This is a genomic window from Deltaproteobacteria bacterium (genome assembly GCA_016235345.1).
Lineage (GTDB): Bacteria > Desulfobacterota > Desulfobacteria > Desulfobacterales > Desulfatibacillaceae > JACRLG01.
Map to the genome: position 1 here is coordinate 29723 of JACRLG010000005.1, position 24171 is coordinate 53893.

Here is a 24171-nt window from a genome sequence, read left to right on the forward strand (position 1 = left end):
GCGCTTCAAAAAGAATTCGGTCACGTACAAAAGCGTACGCTCCCTCATTCTTTTTTCGCGCGCCTTGCAGCTCATCGTTTTCAGGCTGCCTGCCGTATCGCGTCTTGTTAGGGATTTTTAAAGCCCTCTGGAGAAGAAGACGATGCAGGGTCTTGCTTCACCGGTTTTCGTGCACGGCGCAAACAACTCTTCCTGTCATGGACCGGGTGTTTTGGACGGGGCCATGACAGGCCAATGAGTATCCTGAAAAAAGCCTCCTTGTGTCAGACCATGATACAATATATTATGGTCGAGGTATTTCATTAGGGGCTGTTTCCAAAAAAAAATTTGTGGCACCGAGGCAAGCGAATTCGCCCCGACGACAAGGCGCGTGACTGAGGAATACTTAACGTATTCCACAAGGAGCGTTGGCAAAGTCGGCGGGGATAAAGGCGCTACCGTTTGCAAAAATTTTTTTTGGAAACAGCCCCTAATACACAATCAAGGTGTTGAGAAAACCTTGTGAGGCTTTTTACGGACTCATCAAATCTGATGTCTGTGTAAATGCCCCTGCCGGAGCGTGCGAGTCCGCTCCTTTAGGCGGGATTTAACGTCATAGGTGTCATGCCATCAATCTTTTCCCGCTAACGGCTCGGTTTTTTACACACACATCGTGATGAAGCCCGCCAAAGCAGAACATCGAGTCTTCACGCTTTTTACGGCATCATCCAGGAGAAATTCATGCAAGTCACATTAGAGGCCCAGGTTGGAGGCAAGACCCTTTCCATCCAGACGGGCAAAATCGCCAGGCAGGCCAACGGCAGCGTCGTGGTGACCTACGGCGAAACCATGGTCCTGGTCACTGCGGTGGCCTCGAACGAGGACCGCCCCGGCGACTTTTTCCCCCTTACGGTGGAATACCAGGAAAAGGTCTACGCGGCAGGACGCATTCCCGGCAACTACTTCAGGCGCGAAGTAGGCCGCCCATCCGAAAAGGAAACCCTGACCGCAAGGCAGGTGGACCGCCCCATCCGCCCCCTTTTCCCCAAGGGCTACATGCAGGAGGTCCAGGTGATCGCCACGGTCCTTTCCATGGACCAGGAAAACGACCCGGACACCCTGGCCCTGGTGGGCGCTTCGGCGGCCCTGTGCATTTCCGACATCCCCTTCAACGGCCCGGTGGCCAGCGTCCGGGTGGGCAGAATAGACGGCCAGCTCATAATAAACCCCACCCTTGCCCAGATTCCCGAATGCGACTTGAACATCACCGTGGCCGGAAGCAAGGACGGGATAGTGATGGTCGAAGGCGGCGGAAAGTTCCTTTCCGAAGCCGAGGTCACCGACGCCGTCTACTTCGGCCAGGAGGCCATCCAGGCCATTATCGGCATACAGCTTGACCTTATAAAGACAGTGGGAGTCGCCAAAAGGCAGTTCAATCCGCCTGCCAAGGACGAGGAACTTTGGAACAAGGTCAAGGAAATGGCCGCTGGCAGGCTTCGCGCCGCCTGCGACATACCGGATAAGCTCGTCCGGGCCGACACCATCCGCGCCTTAGGCAAGGAAGTAATGGCCTCCCTGGGCGAGGATTACGCGAGCCGGGGCAAGGAAGTAAGCGAGATCATGCACGATCTGTTGCGAGAAGTGGTGCGCAACATGGTTCTGAACGATGGTTTGCGCATCGCCGGGCGCGGCATGGAAGAGGTCCGGGCCATCACCGCCGAAGTCGGCGTTCTGCCCCGCACCCACGGTTCCGCCCTTTTCACTCGCGGCGAAACCCAGGCCCTGGGCGTTCTCACCTTAGGCTCCGCAGGCGACGAGCAGAGGGTCGAGACCCTCTCCGGCGACGAAAGCCGCCCCTTTATGCTGCACTACAATTTCCCGCCCTACTCGGTGCGGGAGGTCAAGCGCTTGGGCGGCCCCAGCCGCAGGGAACTCGGCCACGGCGGCCTTTCCACCAGGGCCATCAGGGAAGTGCTGCCCGAAAAAGAGGTCTTCGATTACACCATCAGAATCGTCAGTGAAATACTTGAGTCCAACGGTTCATCCTCCATGGCCACCGTGTGCGCGGCCTCCCTTGCGCTCATGGACGGCGGCGTTCCCATAAAGAGCCCGGTCGCAGGAATAGCAATGGGGCTCATGCAGGAAGGCGCCAAGGTGGCGGTGCTTTCGGACATCCTGGGAGACGAGGACCACCACGGCGACATGGACTTCAAGGTGGCCGGAACCCGGGACGGCATCACCTCGGTTCAGATGGACATCAAGATCGAAAGCCTCTCCCGCGCGGTCCTGGAAAAGGCCCTTGAGCAGGCCCGCCAGGGACGCCTGCACATCCTTTCCAAGATGAACGAGGCCATAAGCGGCACCCGGGCCGAGCTTTCCGTGCACGCGCCCAGGGTCTTCACCATCAAAATTCACCCGGACAAGATCCGCGAAGTGATAGGCCCCGGAGGCAAGGTCATCCGCGCCATCCAGGCCGAGACCGGCACCAAGGTGGATATCGAGGACACCGGGCTTGTGAAGGTGGCCGCAGTAATCGCCGCAGACGGCGAGCGCGCGGTTCGCATGATAAAGGCCATCACCGCAGAGCCCGAAGTTGGCGAAATCTACGAGGGCACTGTGACGCGCACCACGGATTTCGGGGCCTTTGTCCAGATCATCGGCAACACCGAGGGCCTGTGCCACATAAGCCAGCTTGACACCCAGCACGTCAAGAAAACCACCGACGTGGTCAAGGAAGGCGACAAGATCAGGGTCAAGGTTCTGGAACTCACCAAGGACGGCAAGATCCGCTTGAGCCGCCGGGCGCTTTTGGAAGAAGCTGATGGAAAAGGCAATCCGAAAAACGAGACTCCCCAACGGAATCCGAATCCTAACTAAAAAAATGCCCCACGTGCGCTCCGTCTCGGCAGGAGTTTGGGTCGAGGCGGGCGCGCGGGACGAATCCGAGTCGAACGCAGGCGCAGGTCATTTCATCGAGCACATGGTCTTCAAGGGGACGCCCACGCGCTCCGCCTACGACATCGCCGTTGAAACCGACGCCCTTGGCGGCCACACCAACGCCTTCACCGGCATGGAGCACACCTGCTACCACGGCAAGGTGCTGGACTCCCTGTCCGGCAGGCTGATGGGGATTCTCTCGGACATTTTTTTGAATTCCGTGTTCGACCCCGTTGAGCTGGACCGGGAGCGGGACGTGATACTCCAGGAAATCCACATGCTGGAGGACACCCCCGAAGACTATCTTCAGCTCATGATGGGAAGGGCCTTTTACGGGAAGCACCCCCTGGGCCGCTCCATCCTGGGGACGGAAGACAGCCTCGCGCGGCTGGACCGGGACTCCCTGAAAAAACATCTTTCCGACTGGTACTTTCCAGACAACATCATCATCGCCGCCGCAGGAAACCTTGACCACGACGCCTTCCTGGAAGCGGCCATGCCCGGTTTCGCGGCCATCGAGCCGGGAGAAGCGCCCGCCCGGCGCTCGCCGCCCCAGCCCCTCGCGGGCACCGACATAAGGGAAAAGGACCTGGAGCAGGTCCATCTCTGCCTGGCCACCCCGGCCCTTTCCTCCACCGACGAGCGCCGCCACGCCCTTTACATCTTGAATACCCTTCTGGGCGGCAACATGAGCTCGCGCCTGTTCCAGGAGATACGCGAACGCCGGGGGCTTGCCTACTCGGTCTATTCGTGGGTGTCGCCCTGCGCGGATTCGGGAATGCTTGCGATCTACGCAGGGGTGAACCCGGACGACGTGGAGGAAACCCTGTCGCTCGTAAGGGACGGCATGAGGGCCTTTGTGGAAAAGCCCGTTTCCGAAAAAGAGCTTTCCCAGGCCAGGGACTACATCATGGCCGGCGTTTTCCTCTCATCCGAGAGTACGGACAGCCAGATGATCCGCCTGATCCAGAACGAGGTCCACTTCGGCCGCCACGTCCCTTTAATGGAAATCGCCGAAATGATATCCAAGGTGACCGCCGAAGACGTGCTCGAACTGGCGGCCCAGATTCTGGACCCGGAAAGGGCGGCCCTGGCCATCCTTGGGCCGGTGGACCCGGCCTGCGACTACGCGGGGGTCCTGCACGCATGAACGCGCCCGTCATACCGATTCTTAGGCTGCGCCCGGAAAGCGATTCAGACATTCCCCTTCCCCGCCGTATGACCGAAGGGGCTTCCGGTATGGACGCGGCTGCTGCGGTGGCAGGAGATATCACCATCCAACCCGGCGAAATCTCCATGATCCCCACGGGCTTCGCCATGGCCGTGCCGCTTGGCTTCGAGGTCCAGGTACGCCCCAGAAGCGGCCTTGCGGCCAGGCACGGCGTGACCGTGGTGAACGCGCCCGGCACCGTGGATTCCGACTACCGGGGCGAGGTGATGATAGCCCTCATAAACCTTTCCCGCACCCCCCATGTCATCCGCCGGGGAGACCGGGTGGCCCAGCTTGTGGTTGGCCGGGTGATCGCCGCCGAATTCTCCGAAACAGACTCTCTGGACTCCACGGACCGCATGGACGGAGGCTTCGGCCACACCGGGAGAAAGTGAGCGATGGGCAGTCGGCAGTAAAACAGATTCTGCATCATGGGAAACATCCTTGAAAACCCCGGTAAAAAACATATTCGCCGAAGTCCCGGAAAACCTCCCGGATGAATTCGTCGAGTCTCTTCTGCTTCGAGCGGGGTTTAAGCTCGAACGCATAGTCTCGAAGGGCCACGCCTCCCCGCCCGGTTTCTGGTATGACCAGGACAATGACGAGTGGGTGATGCTGGTTTCGGGAAACGCGGAAATTTTGTTTGAAGGCGAGGATGAGCCGCGAACCATGTCGTCCGGCGACTGGGTCCTGATACCCGCCCATCGCCGCCACAGGGTTTTATGGACAGACCCCGAAAACGACACGGTATGGCTGGCCCTCCATTTTGACAACAAGGGCGGCGGAAAATGAGGGACCTCTTAAAAATCGCCTTCACGGTTCTCGGACTTACCGCCATTGTCATGGCCTTCATGTGGAACCATATTCTGCTGGCGCTTTTGGACCAGCACCTTTCTTCCCCGCCGTCTCCGGCGAACGCTTCGGCCATGCAGGAATTCGCGGCATGGATGTTTCAGGGTACATGGCGCATGATAGGGGCGCGGGCGGCCCTTTTCGCCATATCCGTCGGGTGCTTTTTTCTCGCCCATCTTATCGGTGACAGTTCGGATCAGGAATCCTGACTTCGGGTGGGGGCTCATCGCTGTTCAAGGAAATATTGAAACATACATGAGAACCCTGTTCGCCCTTTTAGGTGTGGCTTTTTTTTCAGCAGGCCTTCTCTGGCCTTTTCTGATCCGTGACTTCATTTATTTCACGCTTCTGCCCGAACCCCTCCATTATTCCTCGGACCTTGAAAGAATCCTTCGCGCGGCGGCTTTCTGGGTCGTGGATGGAAAAGGCCGAATGCTCGGCATCCAGTTTTCCCTTGGGATCATGTCCTTTATCTGCTTTTACATGGCGAACTTCCTCGAAGACGACGACGAGTGACTCTGGCGCAAGCCCCCCAAGCCTTCAAGAAGTCTTGACATCCAGTGGGTTCTACTGCATATTGAGGTTTCGAAACCGTAAAATACATCTTGTAGGCGTTCAGCCCAATCCCGATTTTTCAATTTCATCAGGTGCATGAAAAAGTGAAAAAACGCCCGTCTTCGCCCGATTGTCCCACGGATGTCGAACCCCAGGCCCCTCCAGCCGCGCTTTCGGTATGCGTGCTGGCTTCGGGAAGCAGGGGAAACGCCATCTGGATTTCAGATGGGGCCACCAGCGTTCTTTTCGACGCGGGGCTTTCGGGAAAGGAGATCGAGGCCAGAATGGCGGCGCGGGGCCTTTGCCCCCAAAGCCTCACGGCCCTGGTGCTCTCCCACGAGCACACAGACCATCAGCAGGCGGTGGGGGTGCTTTCAAGGCGCTTTGGCATAAGGGTCCTTGCCACGGAAAAGACCTTCAGGGCCGCGTCTGCGGTGGTGAAAAAACCGGCGGGCCTTTCACATTTTTCGCCCGGAAAGACCTTCGAGATAGGCTCTCTTTCCGTCTGCCCGTTTTCCACCAGCCACGATGCAGCCGACCCCACGGGCTTCACCATAACCGGGGCAGGGGTTAAAATCGGTCTCGCCACGGACCTGGGCGTGGCCACCAACCTCGTTGCCCATCATCTTTCGGGCTGCCGGGCGCTTTTATTGGAATCCAACCACGACCCGCAAATGCTTCAGGACGGCCCCTACCCCTGGCACCTGAAGCAGCGCGTAAAGGGCCGCACCGGGCACCTTTCCAACCAGGATTCCCGCGACCTTCTTGGCCGCGTACTTTGCCCCGCCACCAGCCACGTGGTGCTCTGCCACTTGTCCGAGACCAACAACACCCCGGAAACCGCCCTTTCCGCCGTGGCCCCGGCCCTTTCGGGGCATAAGGCCCACCTTTCCGCCGCCAGCCAGGACCGTCCCGGTCCGTTGATAATGCTATATCAGTGAACCCGCCGCTTTTTTTCCCGGCTTCGTCCCGCCGGTTGCCTTTCCCGCCACTTTGGTGTAATCAGAAGATGTGACCCGTTCCCGAACCCAAGGATTGGACCATCATGGATACTTCTGCGCCCGGATTCATAGAGCTTGAGCGAAAGACCCGCGAAACCAGCGTGAAGGCCGCCCTAAGCCTTTACGGTGAGGGCAGGGCCGAGGTGGAGACCAGCATAGGATTTCTCGATCACATGCTGACCCTTTTCGCGGTTCACGGACGGTTCGACCTTGCCGTCACCGCCACGGGCGACACCGGAGTGGACTATCACCACACCGTGGAGGACGTGGGCATAGTTTTGGGCGACATCCTTTCCCGGTTCCTGGACAAGGGCGAGAACCTTGCCCGCTACGGCGAGGCGAAAGTCCCCATGGACGAGGCCCTGGCCGAGGCTGTGGTGGACCTTAGCCGCCGTCCCTTCCTGGTCTTCGACGCAGCCTTCGGAAGCCCGCTGATAGGCGGCTTCGACACCCAGCTTTTCGAGGAGTTCTTCCGGGCCCTGGCGCACAGGGCGGGGATCACCCTCCACCTTAGGGTGCTTTACGGAAAAAACGACCATCACAGGATAGAGGCCGTGTTCAAGGCCTTTGGCCGGGCTCTGGCGAAAGCCTTCACAAGGGACGAACGGGTGCGTGGGGTTCTCTCCAGCAAAGGAGTCCTGTAAAATGACGCGAGCCGAAAAATACCCCGCAATCGCGGTGTTCATGGCCTTTCTTGCGCTCCTGGCTGCCTCCTGCGCCACGCCTGCCGCAACGCCGCCAAGGACGCTCCCCGGAATGAACACCGTTCTGGTGACACCCTTTGTCGACATGTCCGCCCTGCACGGGCCGGGCCAGACCGTGCGCTCCCCCGTAACGGGCGGTGTTTTCACCACCGGCCCCGTGGCCGAGGGCGTTTCGGATGAACTATCCCGGACCCTCATTGCCCAAGTGGCCGCTCTTGGCTACACGGTGAGCGCCTCCGACGACGCCGAGGGTGCCCGGTCCCTGGCCGTGGCTTCCAAAAAGAGCATGTCCGAGCGGGACCTCGCCCTTGAAATGGGCCGCAAGTCCGGAGCTGACGGCGTGATCATCGGTTGTGTCTATCGCCTGGAGGAGCGGGTGGGGGCCAATTATTCGGCGGAAAAGGCTGCGTCCGCCGCCTTCGACGCGGCGCTCATACGTGTGGCGGACGGCGCGGTGCTGTGGAGCGCCCGGTTCGACGAGGCCCAGAAGCCCCTTTCGGACAACCTTCTGGACATGTCCTCCTTTCTGAAGCGTCGCGGAACCTGGGTCACGGTTTCGGACTTCGCCAAAGACGCGCTCACGAAAAAACTCGAAGGCTTTCCCAGGCCTATTGGCCCGGCAAAACAGTAAACGGCAGGCAGATGATAATCATACCAGCAGTTGATATACGGCACGGCAGGTGCGTCAGGCTTTCCCAGGGACGGGCCGACGCGGAGACGGTTTACGGCGACGATCCTTCGGCCATGGCCCTTCACTGGCAGGACTTGGGAGCAGCACGGCTCCACGTTGTGGACCTGGACGGCGCTTTCGAAAAAAGCCCAAGAAACGCTCTTGCGGTGGAAAAAATTCTGAAAACCGTTAGCGTTCCGGTAAGCGTAGGCGGGGGCGTGCGCAACCGGGAAATCTTCGACCGCTGGATTTCCCTTGGGGTGGACCGGGTGGTTGTGGGCACCGAGGCCGTGAAAAACCCGGAATGGGTGAAGGCTGCGGCCCTGGCGCATCCGGGGCGGCTGGTGCTTGGAATAGACGCCAAAAACGGAATGGTGGCGGTGGAGGGCTGGACCGAGACCACCGCCCTTTCCGCCATTGACCTGGCCCTTCGCTTCCAGGGCCTGCCCGTGGCGGCTGTTCATTTCACCGATATCGCGCGCGACGGCATGCAGACCGGCGTGAACCTCACCGCCACCGCCGATTTCGCCCGCAAGAGCCCCTTTCCGGTGGTGGCCTCTGGCGGGGTTTCGGTGATCGATGACATTGAGGCGCTTCTTCCCCTGGAAAAACTGGGCGTGACCGGGGTGATAACGGGCCGGGCCCTTTACGCCAAGACCCTGTCCCTGCCTGAGGCCATAGCACTGGCCGGAAAAAATCCGGCCTCGTAATCCGCCGGTTTCAAAAAAGCCGGAAAGCCGTGAAGGCGGCGGCCAGTACAAGGGTTAGGGCGAAACTCAAAATTGCCGCAGGTTTCACGAGGCTTAGGGGCAGTCCCTCCCTTTTACCGCGCACCCGGCGCAGAACCTCGTCAAGCCCGCTTACGGGATATCCAGGCGGAGAAGGCCAAGATTCCGCCGGATCAAGCCCTTTCAGCCCCATTTTTCAGCCCTCCCTTTTCCGTCCTGCCGCGACCGTTGGCTTCCATTTTACGTAACCCGGCACAAAGCCTATGGAAAGGCCGTTTCCAAGGGCTGCGCACAAGGCCCTTTTTTCCAGGAACCCGGTTTTTGCCCTGAGCCTTTTCCGGTAAGGGGAGCCGGGTTCCGCTGGCTCTTCCAGGCGCCTTGAGAAGTGGGCGGCCATCCACAGGACATCCTCCGGCAGGCTTGCCACCATATCCCATTCCTCCGCCATCTTCAAAAACCGGCGGCGGTCATAAGCGCCCGCCCGCAATAAAAGCGCGGAAGCGAGAAACTCCGCCTCGTGTTCAAGGCACAGCCCGCGCACATCGGAAGCGCCGGAATCAAGCGCTCCCGAAAGGCCCACGATTTCCGACACAAGGCTCGCGTTTGCCGCAAGTATGTCCCCCGGGCCGGCGGAATCCGCGTCCAGTCTAGCTATCTTCCGGTAATCGACGGCCATACGGTAAAGGTGAGCGTTGTTGAAGCCGTTATCGTTTTCAGGGTCGTAATCGTGTTCGATATCCCACAGGTCGCGGTAGGGCGAAAATCCGAGATGGGCCAGTATGAAATTTTCATCTGATGAAAGACTTTGGCCCGGATCTCGCCTTATAAGCTCCATCCAGGTGTCCAGGTAGGCGTAAACGAAAAAGGCGTTCAAATCCGACGCCGACATGGGCCGCTCATTAATGCTGCGCAGGCGCCGCTTTCCCTGGGGCGGCGCGGTCCGGGCCTTTTGGGCTCGATCCCGCCCTGACGCCTCCCTTTTGGCCTTTTCCTCTTCCAGAAAACATAAAAAAAGGAGCGAGTTGCCAAGGGCGAGAAGGAACTGCCTCCGGTTTTCGGCGTCAGCCTCCGAAGGCGCTTCCGGGGAAAGAATGCCATCCAGAAGCGCCTGATGTGCGCGATGGGCGAAATGGGCCGCAACGGCCTCGTCAAAGGCCGTATATCGCCCGGCCATGAAAAGCCGGAGAAAAACCTCCTGCAAGCGGTTCTTTCCGCCCCCTTCAAAAACGGCCCGGATTCGGCCCCCGCTTTGGTCCCACCAGCGCAGAGCCGGAAGGCGTCCGCTTAAAGGCACAAGGCCCCTTGCCAGGAAACGGACGGCCAGGCCGAAGAGCGGGCGGCCCTGGGTATGGAGGCGGGTGACCGTGATACCGGTATATATGATCCTGAAAATTATCAGAAAAATTGAGGCTGTGAAAAAAAGGGCGGCGCAGGCCGCCCCGGCCCGCCCGGCGATTACGAACTTAGCGGGCGATACGGCGAGGAGGAAGATGAATATTGAAACGGCCAAGAGGTATATGGCAACCGATGCTGCAATGAAGGCGTCGACCCTGGCTGTTGGCGGCGATTTCAGATGCAGCAGAAAAATCAGCCGCAAACCTGCCTCGTTTGAAGCAAGCAAAATGATTAGCCAGGCGATGAAGCCGACCCATGACGCGCTCGCCCCAAAACGGGTAAGGACAAGAAGGACCACCAAGAAAATGAAAGCGATAAGCCAGAACAGCAAGGATTCGGGCAGGTGTCCGAAACACCGCAGGATGACTTTCGGGGTGGCCTCGCGGCTCCTGGAAAATTTCCCGGCCATCAAACCGGATGCCCGCAGTTGGAGCAATTTTCAAAGCGGACCTCTCCGGCGCTTCCGCGAAAGCGAAGGCCTTCGTGCATGGAGACGATGGCCTCCCTTTTTATCCGCAGTATTTCCGGCTTATTGTCCTTGGACGAGGCTATAATGAAAATGTGATCGAAAACCCATCTCTGCCAGTCTGTCCCAATCCAGGCCGATTTGTCCGGAAATTCTTCGCAGCCGCAAAGAAGCGGCCCCATGATTTCGCAGGCATCCGACGGATCCCCGACCCCGAAAACAAAGGGGGGGTGAAGCGTGAAACCTTCGGGCAGGAACACCAGAGCGCCCTTCATTTTCCAGTAGGGCTCGGCGTAAAAGAGCCTTCCGCCCGCGCCCAGTATGCCGTAATTGTCGGAATAAGTTGAAGAACCGCCAGTGGCTTCCGCGCCAGCCCGCCCCCAGGTTCGCCCGGAAATCAGCAAAGGCGGCGTCAGGATGTGGCAGGCCGTGCGCTCCCCGTCAGCGCCGATTATCCCCACACGGCAATAGCCGGTGTTTTCCAGGAACCTCCTGGAGCAGTCCCTGACGAGCTCCGTAAGGCTTTCGTCTTCTTCCCCGTGAACGCTTATCATGAGGGGGGGCGATGCTGTCTCACCACCTGTAACGGCACCGGCCAGGGCGCTCGCGGCGTCCCGCTCGCCCTTCACCAGGGCCAGTTCATGCCTCAAAAGGCCCAGGCGTTTATTTAGGACCCTGATGTCAGTTCTGCGCAATTGAACCCGGTTTTCCAGAATCCTGATTTCACGCGCGATGGAGTGCCCGCGCATGGATTTTTTGTCATGCCCCGGTTTCACGTTTTCGGGCGCATGTTTCAGTTCCAGAAAAACCCGGATGCCGCCCTCGCCCGAACCGGAGAGGTTCTCCGCAAGATGCGCTATTTCCGGGGCTTTGCGGGGATCGGGCCTCACGAACCGGCTTACCGGGAAAAACTCCAGGGAGGTGACCCCGATGTCGTAATCCCGGCCCCCGTCCCTTTTTCCGCCTGAGGCCAGACGAAGGCCCTTTTCCCTGGGGGCCAGCCAGCGCCACCAGCCCGTTGGATAGCGCCATCCGCACGCCAGATAGACCTCCCTTGGCCCGTCCCCACCAAGAAAATAATACAGCACGCTGTTTCTGGGGGCGATGGGGGGCTGCCCGTTTTTTCCCATGAAGGCCAGGAGCCAGAAAAGGCCTCCGGCCTCACCATTTTCCGGCCTGCCCGCTTTTTCCGACACCGGGCAGGCCATGATGTGGCGAATGCCCAGGCTCCAGAGATAGCCTAGTTCCGGCCCTATGTCATTTTTGGGGATCAAAAGCAGGTACTGGCTGAAAATGCGGCTTCTTAAACCGCTTGCTGCGTTTTTCACCAGTTCCTCGAGGCGGGCGAGCTTTTCGGCCTCATGGGACCCGGCCCCGCCGGACAGCGCCGCAGGCATGGTTTTGATCATTTTCTCGAAAACATCGTGCATGGCCGAGCAGAGAATCGCGTTCCTGGGCTCCTCCAGGAACCCCGGCCTTTCTTCCCGGACCGGGCCGACCTCGGCGACGAGATCGGCAACCCTCTTTTCGAAACATCCCAAAGGGGCGGAATCCGCCGTTCTCCCCATAAAAAGGGCCAGCCTGTCCTCGATCCGGGAGAGGGCCGCGTGTTCCGAAGCATGCCAGTACCAGACGCCGTCCTTCAGAAAGGCCGTGGACTTCTTGATTTCCTGAACCTTTGCGTGTGAAAGCTCAAGCCCGTTCAAAAATCCCAGAAAGGAATCGAGATTCCCGAACCTGCACCACCCGGCGTCCTTTTTCGGAGAAGTCCTGCTGTCTGTGGCCATCAGTAATTTTTCCGCCTAAAGGCTCTTGGACGATAGAATCCTTCTTAGTGCCCATGAACGAAAGCCCTGAAAAGGATGGGGACATGAGCGTTCCTCCCGCCCTGCCCTGCCCTTTGAGGAGGAGGCCCCGTCGAGGTTTCCGAAAACCAGAAACGGCCTGTTCCCGCCTTCTCCGGGCCTTGCCTCCACCACCATGGCGTCCGACCTGCCGGAAATGAACTGAAACATGGGGCTGCCCCCCTGCCTGAGGCTTCTGCCCAGGGCCTCGGAAAAACCCGGGCCGCCCATGAAAAAACTGAGCTTCCGGCCCCAGTCCCGCCTGTCCGCCATGAGGTTCTTCCATTGGGCCAGCATTTGGGACACCGGCTCGCCCGGCTCGACCTTCCCGGATAAGGCCCCGCCAGCCGCTTCTTTCGGGGCGGGGTCGGTTTCCTTTTTCCATGACCAGCCCGGGGCATGATTGAAGAGGACGGGAAAGACGTCGGAAGCCGAAAACAGGAGGGGCCGCTCCAGATTGCCCCGGCTGCGCCCTGGGCTGAAATCCGAGCCCGCCAAAACGGTGGTTCGCACTGACGGAGCCAGCCCCTTGGGAGTAATGCCCCCGGCGTCGCCCCAGTTTTGGTCGTGAAACATGAAGGCCACGTCAAAGGCGGCTTTATCGCTTAAGCCGGGCAGGGCAAGAAGATCGTGCGCCACCAGGAAGGCCGCCAGCTTCAGCGCCCCGGTAAGGCCCCATTCGGGGCGGCCAGCGCCGTTATCGGTCCTGGCCGAAGGAAGGTCTATGGCAAAGACCACGCCGGTTGAAAGCGATTCCCGGTCCTGCCAGACATCCAGGTAGGCCGGAACCTTGTTCTCCGCCATCAGCCTCATGACCACAGGCTTGGGAGCGCCAAGGGCCAGGGGATGCCCCGGCGGAGCCCCCTGCCCTATCACCCGGTGCTCGAAGCCGCTTTTCTCCCATTCGCCCACAACCGGCCTGGTGAACCTGCCCGGCGCTGAAAGAGTGGCTTCCTTGGGTGGCCGGGCCGCCTCTTTCCTGTAGTCGTCCATAAGACTTAAGTCGCAGGCAACGCCCCACATGGCCCTGCGGAAACCGGGCCTTTTTTCGCCCTGAGCCTTGAAATCCTCCTCCGAAAGCCCGTCGGGCTCCGCCCCCGGCCCGGCCAGCCTCCGGCTGCCCTCCCCGGAAAGGCGCATCTCGTAACGGCAAAGGCCAAGGCACCTTTCGAAAATTTCGGGCGCTTCCTCCATAATCTCGGAAACACGGTTATTTTCGAAAAACCCCCCGAAAAAGGACCCGCCCGCAAAACCCCGCCCGTCGGCCTTTCTCCATTTTTCCGGGTCCTCTTTTTCAAAATTCCATTTCAGAGCCTTGTCGATGTCGGACACGAACAACGCGCTTAACCCGTTCAATTCCAGGGCAAGGAAAAGCTCGTGAAATAAAGGGCGAAAGGCCAGAAACCTTCCCCGTTCCGACTGCCCGTTCACGGCGAATCCGCCGAAAGCCTCCCACCCGGCCACCAGCCGCGCCACCGACTTCATCATGGCCCCGTAGGACCTGCGTCCGTTCAACTTGAGGGGCAGGGCGGGATCGGCTAAAATCCTCAAAACATCGTGGGCGAAAAAAAACGGCGTGGCCAGGCCCATTTTCACGTAGCGGAAATGTTCCGCCCAGGCGGTTTTCCAGGCATCGTCAAATATCGCCCAGGGCAGCACACTCGTCTCGCAAAAATGCTCCCGGCAGAAATCCACGTATCCCGACGCCCTTTCAAAGCGCGGGCCCGGTTCAGGCATTTTTGGCTGCTCGTTTTCGGGCATCCTCATTCGCTCCGGGGAAGGTATTGGGAAAGGCCCCTCACGAAATCCTCCCTCACCTCCGGGCTTTCCCAAACGTGCTTGAAAACCGCGCAATCGGCTTCGGTCGGCCCGGCAAGCCCCTTGTTCCTGAAAACGGCGTGGCATCGGGCCAGCTTGTACAGGATTTTCAGCTTGCGGCCCGACAGCCGGCAGTATGGATGATGATAAAGCTCCCTAACCATTTCCTCGAAGAGCGCCATGAAACCATCCGTGGGCGCGAACTTCTGAAATGGATGCAAGGCCCCGCCCCTTGGCAGCGAATCGTAGGGCGCAAGGCACATGGCTCTTGAGAGCAGCAGGATGTCGTTAATGGACGCGTGGCTTTCCGACGAAACGAGGCTCCAGCGCTCCTTCTTCTTTTCCAGGCTGTACAGGTCGGAGTAAAATTTGGCGTTTTCCTCGTCGTCCTTATCGAACGACAGGTTGCCGTGGCTGGTCTCGATCTGAAAACCCTCCCTTCGCCAGGCCCTCTCCACCACGTGCAGAAAGCGCGAGTTGTCCTTCCCGTAGGTCGTTGGTTCCGAACCGGGACTTGAGGAAGGCCCAGGGTCGGGCTCGACGGAGATTTCAGGGAAATGGAGCCTTACGCCCATCCGGTCGTAGATGGCCGCCGAATCGACATCATTATAAGGCGGGTCGTTGGCGGCCAGAATTATGACCGCAAGGTCCGAGGCGGCGAGCCTTCCCTCGGAGTGGAAGCGCCTGTCCGAAAGGAGCGTCAAAAGGCTGTGCAGGATGGGGCTGTTGGCCTTGAACACCTCATCTATGAAGGCTGCCCTCACCCCAGGAGCAGTGATTGAGCCGCTCTGGCCGCGCACCATTCGCCCCTCGTACATTGCGGGTATGTTGAAGGAACCGCAGATTTCCTCCGGGGTGGTGAACTTGGTAAGAAGGTACTGGAAAAAGCCGTTGCCGCCCCCGTCCCTGCCGCTTTCCTCGGTAAGACCCAGTCTTGAGAAAAACTCCACAGCGGTGCGGGTCTTGCCCGACCCCGGAGGCCCCAGAAACAGCACCGGCTCCTGGGCCACCGCCCCGCAGACCAGCATGTCGATCTGCTCCTCCAGGTAGCGCATGGCCTGCTTCAGGCTCTCCTTAAGGTCGTTGACGCGGGTGAGGGAGCGGGCGTAGAGCTTGTACACCTGGCAGGGATGAAGCAGGTAAAGGGCCGTGGACCAGGTGCCGGAATTGAATTTGGCCGGATGCCTGACCTCTTCGTCCAATAAGGGTTCCAGGTCCCAGTCTTCGGGGCTTTTGACTTTCCTGTTTTTCTGAACGTCAAGCTTGATCAGACCGGCAAGGGCCTTCACTTCCTTCGAGACCAGGCGCTCCCGGTGGATGTTCTTCCATTCCTCCACGCAGCAGTCGCCGTGCCGCAAAATTTTTGCACGGCCGTTCAAGGCCTCCCTGAAATTTCCGTCATCCCTCTGCCTGCACGCAAGGCCGCAGACGGCATCCTCCAGGGCCTTTGAAAAGGAATCGGCATCCATCAGTACCGTCCTTCCCTTTCAAGTGTTTGTGACTGCCGCACAAGCTCGGTAAGATCGGTTACAACGGCTGCGAGGTCAACGGGGGTCCACCTCAAAAAGATTCTCCGGCACAGGCCGTACAGGTGATCGCCCGCCACGAATATCCTTTTTTCCCTTTTCACGTCGTCCTCATAGATTTCAAGCTCCGAGACCAGGGATACGAAGGCGTCTGCCCCGTCTTTCAACAGGCCTTCTATGCCGGTGTCTTCTATGTAATGGCGCAGGATCGCCGCGATGGATTCGGCATCGGGATGCCCCACCGGAATCTGGAGCCCCCCGCGCCCCGGCCGCAGAAAGGCCGTGTCCAGGTCCTCCCGGCGGTTGGTTGCGCCCACCACGAAGACCATTGTGTCTTCCGAAAAACCGGCCATTTCGGACAACAAGGTGCTGGCTATGCCGGTTTCCACGCTGGCCGCCCCGCCTCCGGATGCCCTGGTTTTGAACAAAGCGTCCATTTCATCGAAAATCAGCATGGATGGGGCGTTCAGGCGGGCCTCGGCAAAAATCCGGCGCACGTTGGCCTCGGAAGCGCCCAGAAGGGAGGCTTTTACGTCGCTGGGATAGACCACCCGAAAGCGAAGGCCCATTTTGGAGGCCAGCCACTTGGCCAGGAGGGTCTTGCCCGTTCCGGGCTCGCCGTAGAGGATTATGGTCTTGAAGATGTGATTCCTGATTTTCTTTTTTTCGTCGGGATCGGAGGCGCCAAACCACTTCTTATAGGGCTTGATGACAAGCTGATGAAGATCGCCGTTTTCGCCCACGATGTTTTCATAGCCCAGGAAATCGACCATCCCGGGGGCCGCCGTCATGTGGGACGTGCGCTGGGCCGCCTCCCTAAGTCTTGAAAGGATGTCCTCCCGGTTGCCTCCCCCCACCATCGCGTATTTGACAAGCCGCCTGAAATACAGGGGATTGACCTCCTTCACGCAGTCCACGACCTGGCTTGCGTCCTCTTTGGAAATGGCCTTCGCGCCGGGCTGGCAGAGGCTCCGGGCCTCGTCCCTTCGCAGAAGCCTTGGAAGGTTCTCCACGGAAACCCCCGGAAGCCTTATTTTCATGGGAAAGACCCCGGCAAGGGAGCGCGGCAGGGGCGGGCCGAAGGGGTCCTGAAAGGCGAGCCACACGGTGCGATTCAAGATATCGTTTATTATGTAGGCTGGCTCGTGGTAGAGGGCCGGGTTGAGCTGGCCGTTCATCATGGAAAGCAGTATCTCCAGGGAATGCCACACCACAATGGGGGCGTCGCCGCCGCTTGTCCTGTCTTCGCCGTAAAGCCTCAAAAGCTCCTGGTGGACGGTGTTCTTGAGGCTCTGCTCGCCGCCCCGGTTCATCATGGTGGGCCTCGGAAGCTCCACAATGCGCCCGTTATCGAAATCGGCCCGGTCCAGCCCCAGCAAACCGACTATCTTTTCCACCGAAGGGCGCACCGTTTCGGCGTCGGCGGTGACCAGCACGTTTACGCCCGCTTTCAAGGCCCGCGCTATATCCCTGTACTGGGTTTCGCAGACGTGATTCAGATAGGTGGCCGGTTCGAACTCGTCGCACAACACTTTATCCAAACTGAAGGAATCAGGCATCACGACCTCCTTGCGGGCGGGAAATTCAGCCGCTTGATTAAATTCTGTTTCATTATGGGATCGCCTCTCACTCGTAAACGGACTCCAGGCTTCTTACCCTAAGGTCCCATTCGTCGGCTTCCACCGCTGGTTCCTCAAAAATTTTCAGGTTGCGGCATTTCACGGGGTCGAACACTGCCCTTTGGGAAAGTCGCTGAAGCTCCCATTTCATCTGGGCCTGGGTAAGCCTTACGGGAAGATCGATCACAAGATCGGGCCTGTCGAAGTTTTCATCGGGAAAATTGAGAGCCCACAGGATTATGGTCTCCGCAAAAACGGACTTGTCCGGTTCGAGCTCGTCGCCTGAAAAACCGTCGTCCGCAAAAACATCCATGGACCGTTTCCCGGTGTCGAGGCTCTCTCTTATGGCGTATTTCAGTTTTTTGGGCATGATCGGCGGTCCTTCGTCTTTCAGGGATTGCCCCAGTTTTGCGCGGCTTCCATCTCGTATTCCTCCACCCAGTCGCCGTTGGAGTCAAAATAAGCCACCGCCTTCGTCCAACGGGCGCGGCCCTCGAACTCCTTCCTGGAAAGCTCGTGGGCCGTGGCCATTGCATGAAGCCGTTTGATTTCCGCCAGGGCGAATTTTTTAAGAACCATGAAATCCCCTTCCGGCATGTTTTGCGGGCCGGCCTTAATGGAAAGCTCGTTTCGGGCGAAATCGAGCCGGGCCTCGATGGAAGAGGCCGAAGGCGCGGGAAGGCTTATGGTTTTCCCGAATTCGGGGCCCTGGCCGGTCCAGCCGTCGAGAAATTTCCTGAAATTTTCCGGTAGGTATCCCGCGCCGTTTTTGAAGACAGCCGAAAGGCCAAATGCGCCCAGTTTCCCGAAAAGGGCCGTAAGTTTCCATGTCCGCCCCGTAAAAAGCCCGTCCATGCCGTATTGAACCGTATAAGCTATTCGCGCATGATTCCCTGAATTGTCCTTCGGCATAAAACCTCCTTCATTATGTTGCGCGGGGCCGAAAGGAAGGCCGACCCGGCGGGCTGCTCCATGCTCCGTGGGGGCTCAAAGCCGCCCGGAATACCTGCGGGATTCCTTAAAAAGTCTGGCCGTCCGGTCATGCAGAACATCCAGGCCGCCCAGTTCGTAACCTGCGCACCAGGAAAGTTCCTTTCGGAGCAGCATGGAATGCCGCAAAAGAATTTCCTCGGAAACGCAACCCTTTAGCCCGGAGGTTTCCGGCCAGGATTCGCTTTCCATGCACCGCCTGAAATACCCCGCGCCGAAAAAGGCGAAAAACCGGAGAATTTCCAGGGCCCTGGCGGCGGAACCGGCGTCTTTTTGGGGCAGGGCGGCCCTGGTCATGGCCTCGTCCAGCATTTTCTGCGCCGTTGCGAAGACCCGCCCTGCCGGGAGCCAGCCCCGGCCCCCTTCCAATATCCGGCTGGCGGCCAGCGATGACAGGGCCTCGTTCTCGAAGACCAGGCAGCAGAGTTCGGCAAGGGCGTCATCGGGAGGATTCCGGTAAAATTTCTCCAGCTTGAAAAGCTCCTCGCCTATCCGGCCAAGCCTTTCGGAAGCCTCGTCGATAATGGCCTCTTCCGGCCTTTTTCCGCCTTTTCCGTAAAGGGCGATAAGTTCGTTGAGCGCCTTTTCGCCAAGGGCGGAGAGCGGCGCTTCCACGGGGCCGAAAAAAAACGCGTCAAAGGCCTCTTTTGCGGCCCTGGCCTGATCGAACAGGATGGCGAGCACCACCAGATCGCCGGAGCGCAGCCGCGTCTTAAGCTCCACAAGGCCCTCCAGGTGATTTTTCACGTTCACCCTCGCCATGTCGAAAACGGCTTTTTTGCTGGCTCCCTTTGCCGATGCGAGGTGGAACTCCGCCCTTGAAAGCAGGAGGGCGTCATATAAGACAAGGGTGGCGAAAAAGGCGGCGGGCCCGTACTCGTAAGGGATCTTTTCATCCAGCCCGCCATCCATAAGGCGAAGCCAGGGCAGTTCACTTAATAGATAAACTGACACGAGCCTTCTCAAGCCCTCCCTGACCCCCGGAAAGCGAAGCCAGGAAATCTCCGCATTCTGGGGTGTTTCCCATTTCCCCGTGCCCCATAAGGGCAGCGGGTCGGAAGAACCCGAATCCAGGGGCTCGAAGGGGCTTTCAGCGCTTTCCAGCATTCGGGAAATGGCCTCGGCAATGACGGCGTCGGAGGGTGCTCTCAACCTAGCCCCGTGCGAGGCGCGGCTTTTTCCGGGGCCTGCCGCCCTGCCCGCCCGGCCCTTTCCCGGCCTTCCCAAAAATGTCGCGAAGGAAAATATTCTTGACCTTGCGCCGCCCACTGCCTTCGCCTCCCGAAGTTTTCCTGCATTCAACATCCCGTTCAGTTGGCCGGGCGTCCTCCGAAACCCTGCAACACAAGGGCCTTCAGCTCCTCCAGCCTTTCCGCCGAGGAGGCGCTCTCCGGGCCGCCTCCCTGGTTCACTGCGTACATGGGCGTCATTCCCTTGAACCGTTCGGCTATGTCCTCATAGTTGAAATTGAACTCATCCTCGCTGTTCGCCCTTGCATAGGCTTCTTCCGCCGCCGAATTTATCACGTGCTCAATTTCAGCACCGGTGAAGCGCTCGCTCAATCCGATCAGGTTTTCGGGCGGCGACGACCTGGTTTCGGCGCGGTGTTCGGCCTCGGCCAGCTCGGCGTTCAGAAGGCTTTCCAGCTCATCGGGATCGATGGACGCGCCGTTTCGCCTTATTTGCCGGATGTGGCGCGAAAGATGGATGGCCAGGATGTCCCTTCGCTCCCGCCCGCCCGGCACGTCCACGAAAAAAATGTTGTCGAAACGCCCCTTTCGCAGAAATTCCGGGAAGTTGTCGGCAAAAAACCGGATGCTGTTGGCCGTGGCCATCAAGAAGACCATTGACTGCTTTTCCTGCATCCAGGTGAGGAAGGTGCCGAAGGTGCGGGCGGAAGCCCCGCTGTCGGCCTGGTTCCGTGCCCCGGCCATGCCTTTTTCGATCTCGTCCAGCCACAGGATGCACGGGGCCATGCTTTCGGCCAGGGAAAGCGCCTGGCGGATGCGGCGCTCGGTTTCGCCAAGGTACTGAGAAAAGACCTTGCCCATGTCCAGGCGCAGGAGTGGCAGTTTCCAGGTTCCGGCGGTGGCCTTGGCCATGAGGCTTTTTCCGCCTCCGCTCGCTCCCACCAGAAGGACGCCCTTGGGAAGGGGGATTCCGGTCCTGGGCCGGCCCGTTTCCGGGTCCATTTCCCAGGGCCTCGCCTCGATGAGCTTCTGGCGCTGGGCAAGCCACGATTTGAATGCATCGAGCCCGCCCACGTCGGCGAGGGTCACCTGGGCCGGAAAAAACTCCAGGATTTCGCTTTTCTGGATGATCTGCTGTTTTTCCCTCAGCATGAAATCGGCCAGGTCCCTGTGGACAATCCTATTGGCGCAGAACATGCGCCTCACGGTTAAGGAGAACTCGTTTCCGGTAAGCCCCCGCCCGGCCCGGCAGATGGTGTCCCTTATCTCCCCGCTTTCGGAAAGGACCCCTGGAAGGCTTCCGGCTTCCGCTCCGGGAGAGCGGAAGGAGCCCGCGATGGACTTGAGCGAAACGGCCAGCTCGTCGAAATCCGGAACCGGAAAATCCACCATCTCGATGTCCTTTTCCAGTTCCCTTGGTATTTCGTAGGTGGGGGATACCATGACCAGGGTCTTGTATTCCCGGCGGGACGGGTCCGAGGATTCCGTGCGGCATTTCCGGGCAAAGTCCTTCAGGTACCTTGTGACGAGGGGCGCGTCGCTTGCGGCGTACATGAGGTGAAGGTCGTAAGCCACCACCATCACGTCGTAATTGACCGGGCAGTTGGCCAGGTATTGCAGGCCGCCCGGAACGTAGACCCTGTCGTTCACCAGGGCCTTGGTTATGAGAGCCGGGCTCGACTGGTGAGGGACGGGCAGCTTGAGCTTCTCCGACATGGTCCATTCGGCAAGGTGTTTTCCGGTCCCGTGCTTTAAATTGAGTTCGCACACGAGTTTATCAAGGAATTCCTTCACCCGGTCCTCCTCGTAGGAGCGGATGTAAATGATGGGAGTCCTTGCCTCTATGAGAAGTTTGAGTTCCTGCCGTGCGTCCATGAGATGCCCCCTTTGTGCGCAAGCCCTTCAACGGGAATTTTTTCCCGTAAAACCGAAACCGTTTACGTTCCCCCTGAAACCCTCCCGCTCCAGCTTAAGAAGGACAGGAAGTTTTCTTCACGAATCCCTCAATCCATTCGACCACCATGCCCGGATCGGGAGTTCCGGCCCCTTTACAGAAGAGGTCCACAAGGGCTTCCTCCACCATGCCGTAAAGGTCCGCCGGAAAATGATTCCGGGTGAAATCGAGAACGCGTCCGCTGAACCGGTGATCCGCCGAAAGCAAAATGCCCTTCCGCCTGAAGAATTCCTTCAAAAGAGCGCCCCTAAATTCGGGCGAAAGGGGCCTATCAAAATCGAAAACCCTGTCAAGGCGGCCCTTGCGGCTGATCTCAGGAGCCACCATTTTTCCGTTGGCGGCGGTTAAAGCCACGAAAACCGAATCCCTCTTTTCCTGGAGCCATGTGAGAAAATAGCCCAAAAGCCTGATTGACGTAGCCGACGGCCCGGAGTCGTCGGGGTTTGCCGACGATACCGAAAAATGCCTGTCCACGTTTTCCAATAAAAGTACATTGGGGGCGGAGTTCTCCACCGTCCGCAGGGCCCGCAGAAACCTTGCCAGATAGGCCCCGTCTTCGGGAACCTGGTCTTCGGGGCGCGCCAGGGACGGGTAGACCGCGTTCAAGTCCAGGCGATAGAGCGGAAGCCGCCACTGGCGGGCAAGGTGGAGGACGGCCTCGGTCTTCCCGCATCCGGGCGGCCCTGAGACCAGCATCCCACGGGGGAACTTCAGGGCGTCCCTTGTTCTTTCGGGAAGATCGGGAACCAGCTTCACGCGGTTTTCCACCCAGTCAACAAATTTTGCATGTTCTTCGCAATCCTTCGAGATGAACTCGTGATCGGGCAGCATCCGCCAGTCGGTGAAGGCAAGGGGCAGAAACCTTCCGAGGCTCCGGCGCTTGCGTTCCGAGGCCAGCCGGAACAGCTTTTCCTTCAGCCGGTCGGCGTCCCCGGCCCATTCGGCCAGGACCTGACGGCACATGGAGAGCACGAGCCTGGACTGGGCCTTGGTCATGCCCTGAAGGCAGAAGGAGAAATCCCTGATGAAGTCGGGGCCAAGGCTTCGGGCAAGGTCCTGAAACCCGGTCAGGGCGAGGCGCTCGATGTCCCCCAGGCCGGGGGCCGGAAAGGAAAGAACGTCGAGCTGCCTTGCAAGGCCGGGGGGAACCAATACGTCGCGGGCGAGAATGATGGCCGCCACCCTCTTCGGGTTTGCGGCCCCGCCACCGTTCGATGGCCTGTTACGGACGGCCCGGAAGCGGCGGGAGAAATCGGAAAGCATCCGGGTTTCGGCTTTGGAAAGCCGGTCCACCACGAAAACGGCCATCAGTTCGTCGGCGTTTTCCGCCTTCTGGCCGATAGCCTTGAGAAGCCCGCCGAAGTCCTTGGCTTCCAGGATGGTTTCGTGGGTGACCCCGCCTTCCTGAAACCGGGTCTCCCGAAAGCCGTCCGAGGGCGTGAATTCCAAAAGGCGGATCTTCCTTTTTCCGCAGAAATCCCTCAGCCAGCAAAGGGCCTCGTCGTCGTCGAAGGTGACCACTTCCAGTACGGAGGCGTTGTTTTCCCACTTTTCCGCGAATTCGCATCCGAATTGACGGATGCCCGAAGAATCGAACGGCGCAACCCCGTCGGGCGCATCGTCCGGCAAACCGTCCGGGGAGGCACTTCTGTCCGAAAAGTTCAGATGATAGCGGCGATCGGGATGCCCGAAAAGCTGGTAGAGATGCCAGGCGGGTTCTAGGGGATGAAGCTTTGAGACCTTCACCCTGGCCCGGCGCACGGCCTCGCCGATTGAGTCCCCATGAACCAGAAGCCGCTCGTAGAAGGCCAGGGCGAAATCCGTGTGGGACCGGTTTGCGGGCAGCTTCTGTGGGCAGCCCACAAAATGCCTCACCCCCGCCGCCAGAAAGTCGGCGGCAAGCCCCCTGTTGGGGCTGGGATCGTGCCGGTAGTCCGCACCGCAGCAGCTGTTGGAAAAAACCAGATGCGGCGCGGTTTCGATCTCCCGCGTCTCCCTCAGGTGCCCTACGTTGAGGTGGATTTCCTTATCCTGAACGCACCGGCCTTTTGCCGAGAGCCTTGCCCTGAAGCTGAAAGCCCAGCCCCAGGGGGCTTCCCGTTTCTTGACGCCGGACGAATCCCCGTGGCCGATGAAATGCACCAGGTGCGCCCCGTTCATGGCCCCCGCGAGCCTTACGCGCAGGGTGTCAGACTCGCCCTGGTCCAAAACTTCGACCCTGACGCGATTTTTCCCCAGCGTTCCGAAAAAGGCCCTGAGTTCCTCCAGTTCCTGCCGAAAGACCGAGCCCCCGTCCTCGTCCGCAGCCCCAAGAACCAGAAGCACCCTGATGGGAGGCTTCCACTCCGGCGGGTCCGAAAGCCGCAACTCCGGCGGATGCATGGGCAGGCAGCGGGCCACGCTGAATTTTTTTGAAATGGATTCGCCGTCTATGGTGAGGGTTTCCAGGGGAAGGACATGGGCTCCGTTTTCGAAGCTGAACCAGATGGAGCTTTTTTCCTTCAGGGCGAGCCGGAAAAATTCCCTGCCGCTTTCCAGGATGAGAGCGCTCAGCTTATCGAGTTCTTTTGGGTCGTGCTCCTTAAGCTGGCATTTGTCGAAAAGCCCGGCAAGCTTTGCCGTAACCGCGCAGTATGGGACAACCGAGCGCTGGGGCGCGCCTCCGATATCGAAATCCAGCGCAAGCCACGCCTTGTTTTCCAAGAGTGCCGCCTGGACGATTCTGGGCATGGC

At 59.4% G+C, this 24171-nt stretch carries 21 protein-coding genes; 10 read left to right on the forward strand and 11 right to left on the reverse strand.

From position 1 onward, the window contains the following. Positions 1–720: 720 nt before the first annotated feature. The 10 genes from pnp to hisA all read left to right on the forward strand — a co-directional run bounded on the left by pnp (position 721) and on the right by hisA (position 8618). Complete coding sequence (pnp, locus tag HZB23_02825; protein ID MBI5843586.1) at positions 721–2856, forward strand: polyribonucleotide nucleotidyltransferase; 2136 nt, start codon at positions 721–723, stop codon at positions 2854–2856. After that, the gene (locus tag HZB23_02830) at positions 2801–4066 is read left to right on the forward strand and encodes an insulinase family protein (GenBank protein MBI5843587.1); all 1266 of its coding nucleotides are present in this window, start codon (positions 2801–2803) and stop codon (positions 4064–4066) included. Before pnp ends, HZB23_02830 begins: the two co-directional genes overlap by 56 nt. Beyond that, entirely contained in the window at positions 4063–4521 is a 459-nt protein-coding gene (dut, locus tag HZB23_02835; protein MBI5843588.1) for a dUTP diphosphatase, read from the forward strand. Before HZB23_02830 ends, dut begins: the two co-directional genes overlap by 4 nt. A 49-nt stretch (positions 4522–4570) precedes the next feature. After that, positions 4571–4918, forward strand: coding sequence for a cupin domain-containing protein (locus HZB23_02840; protein MBI5843589.1), 348 nt, complete (start codon positions 4571–4573; stop codon positions 4916–4918). Next, positions 4915–5187 carry a hypothetical protein gene (locus HZB23_02845; GenBank protein MBI5843590.1) on the forward strand — a complete coding sequence of 91 codons (273 nt, stop codon included), beginning with the start codon at positions 4915–4917 and terminating at the stop codon, positions 5185–5187. Before HZB23_02840 ends, HZB23_02845 begins: the two co-directional genes overlap by 4 nt. A gap of 46 nt (positions 5188–5233) precedes the next feature. Then, positions 5234–5494 (forward strand): hypothetical protein, encoded by a 261-nt coding sequence (locus tag HZB23_02850; protein ID MBI5843591.1) that lies wholly within the window; start codon positions 5234–5236, stop codon positions 5492–5494. A gap of 143 nt (positions 5495–5637) precedes the next feature. Then, the gene (locus HZB23_02855; protein ID MBI5843592.1) at positions 5638–6474 is read left to right on the forward strand and encodes an MBL fold metallo-hydrolase; all 837 of its coding nucleotides are present in this window, start codon (positions 5638–5640) and stop codon (positions 6472–6474) included. A gap of 104 nt (positions 6475–6578) precedes the next feature. After that, positions 6579–7178, forward strand: a complete 600-nt coding sequence (gene hisB, locus HZB23_02860) for an imidazoleglycerol-phosphate dehydratase HisB (GenBank protein ID MBI5843593.1) — start codon at positions 6579–6581, stop codon at positions 7176–7178. Between the two features lies 1 nt (position 7179). After that, on the forward strand, positions 7180–7869 hold the full coding sequence (locus HZB23_02865; protein ID MBI5843594.1) for a hypothetical protein: 690 nt from the start codon (positions 7180–7182) through the stop codon (positions 7867–7869). Between the two features lie 11 nt (positions 7870–7880). Further along, on the forward strand, positions 7881–8618 hold the full coding sequence (gene hisA / locus HZB23_02870; protein MBI5843595.1) for a 1-(5-phosphoribosyl)-5-[(5-phosphoribosylamino)methylideneamino]imidazole-4-carboxamide isomerase: 738 nt from the start codon (positions 7881–7883) through the stop codon (positions 8616–8618). Positions 8619–8628: 10 nt separating this feature from the next. Here hisA and HZB23_02875 read toward each other — a convergent pair whose 3' ends face one another. The 11 genes from HZB23_02875 to HZB23_02925 all read right to left on the reverse strand — a co-directional run bounded on the left by HZB23_02875 (position 8629) and on the right by HZB23_02925 (position 24168). Next, positions 8629–8829: a hypothetical protein gene (locus HZB23_02875; protein MBI5843596.1), complete on the reverse strand. Its 201-nt coding sequence runs from the start codon at positions 8827–8829 to the stop codon at positions 8629–8631. Between the two features lie 3 nt (positions 8830–8832). Then, positions 8833–10440 (reverse strand): hypothetical protein, encoded by a 1608-nt coding sequence (locus tag HZB23_02880; GenBank protein ID MBI5843597.1) that lies wholly within the window; start codon positions 10438–10440, stop codon positions 8833–8835. Then, positions 10440–12284 carry a hypothetical protein gene (locus HZB23_02885; protein MBI5843598.1) on the reverse strand — a complete coding sequence of 615 codons (1845 nt, stop codon included), beginning with the start codon at positions 12282–12284 and terminating at the stop codon, positions 10440–10442. The genes HZB23_02880 and HZB23_02885 overlap by 1 nt, the downstream gene beginning before the upstream one ends. A 15-nt stretch (positions 12285–12299) precedes the next feature. Further along, entirely contained in the window at positions 12300–14078 is a 1779-nt protein-coding gene (locus HZB23_02890) for a hypothetical protein (GenBank protein MBI5843599.1), read from the reverse strand. 26 nt (positions 14079–14104) lie between these two features. Next, positions 14105–15628: an AAA family ATPase gene (locus tag HZB23_02895; GenBank protein MBI5843600.1), complete on the reverse strand. Its 1524-nt coding sequence runs from the start codon at positions 15626–15628 to the stop codon at positions 14105–14107. Continuing rightward, on the reverse strand, positions 15628–17244 hold the full coding sequence (locus HZB23_02900) for an ATP-binding protein (GenBank protein MBI5843601.1): 1617 nt from the start codon (positions 17242–17244) through the stop codon (positions 15628–15630). Before HZB23_02900 ends, HZB23_02895 begins: the two co-directional genes overlap by 1 nt. A 67-nt stretch (positions 17245–17311) precedes the next feature. Then, complete coding sequence (locus tag HZB23_02905) at positions 17312–17674, reverse strand: hypothetical protein (protein ID MBI5843602.1); 363 nt, start codon at positions 17672–17674, stop codon at positions 17312–17314. 20 nt (positions 17675–17694) lie between these two features. Beyond that, positions 17695–18216: a hypothetical protein gene (locus tag HZB23_02910; GenBank protein MBI5843603.1), complete on the reverse strand. Its 522-nt coding sequence runs from the start codon at positions 18214–18216 to the stop codon at positions 17695–17697. A 75-nt stretch (positions 18217–18291) separates the two neighbouring features. Beyond that, complete coding sequence (locus HZB23_02915) at positions 18292–19446, reverse strand: hypothetical protein (GenBank protein ID MBI5843604.1); 1155 nt, start codon at positions 19444–19446, stop codon at positions 18292–18294. A gap of 158 nt (positions 19447–19604) precedes the next feature. Next, on the reverse strand, positions 19605–21359 hold the full coding sequence (locus HZB23_02920; protein MBI5843605.1) for an AAA family ATPase: 1755 nt from the start codon (positions 21357–21359) through the stop codon (positions 19605–19607). A gap of 94 nt (positions 21360–21453) precedes the next feature. Continuing rightward, positions 21454–24168 carry an AAA family ATPase gene (locus HZB23_02925; protein ID MBI5843606.1) on the reverse strand — a complete coding sequence of 905 codons (2715 nt, stop codon included), beginning with the start codon at positions 24166–24168 and terminating at the stop codon, positions 21454–21456. Positions 24169–24171 lie beyond the last annotated feature (3 nt).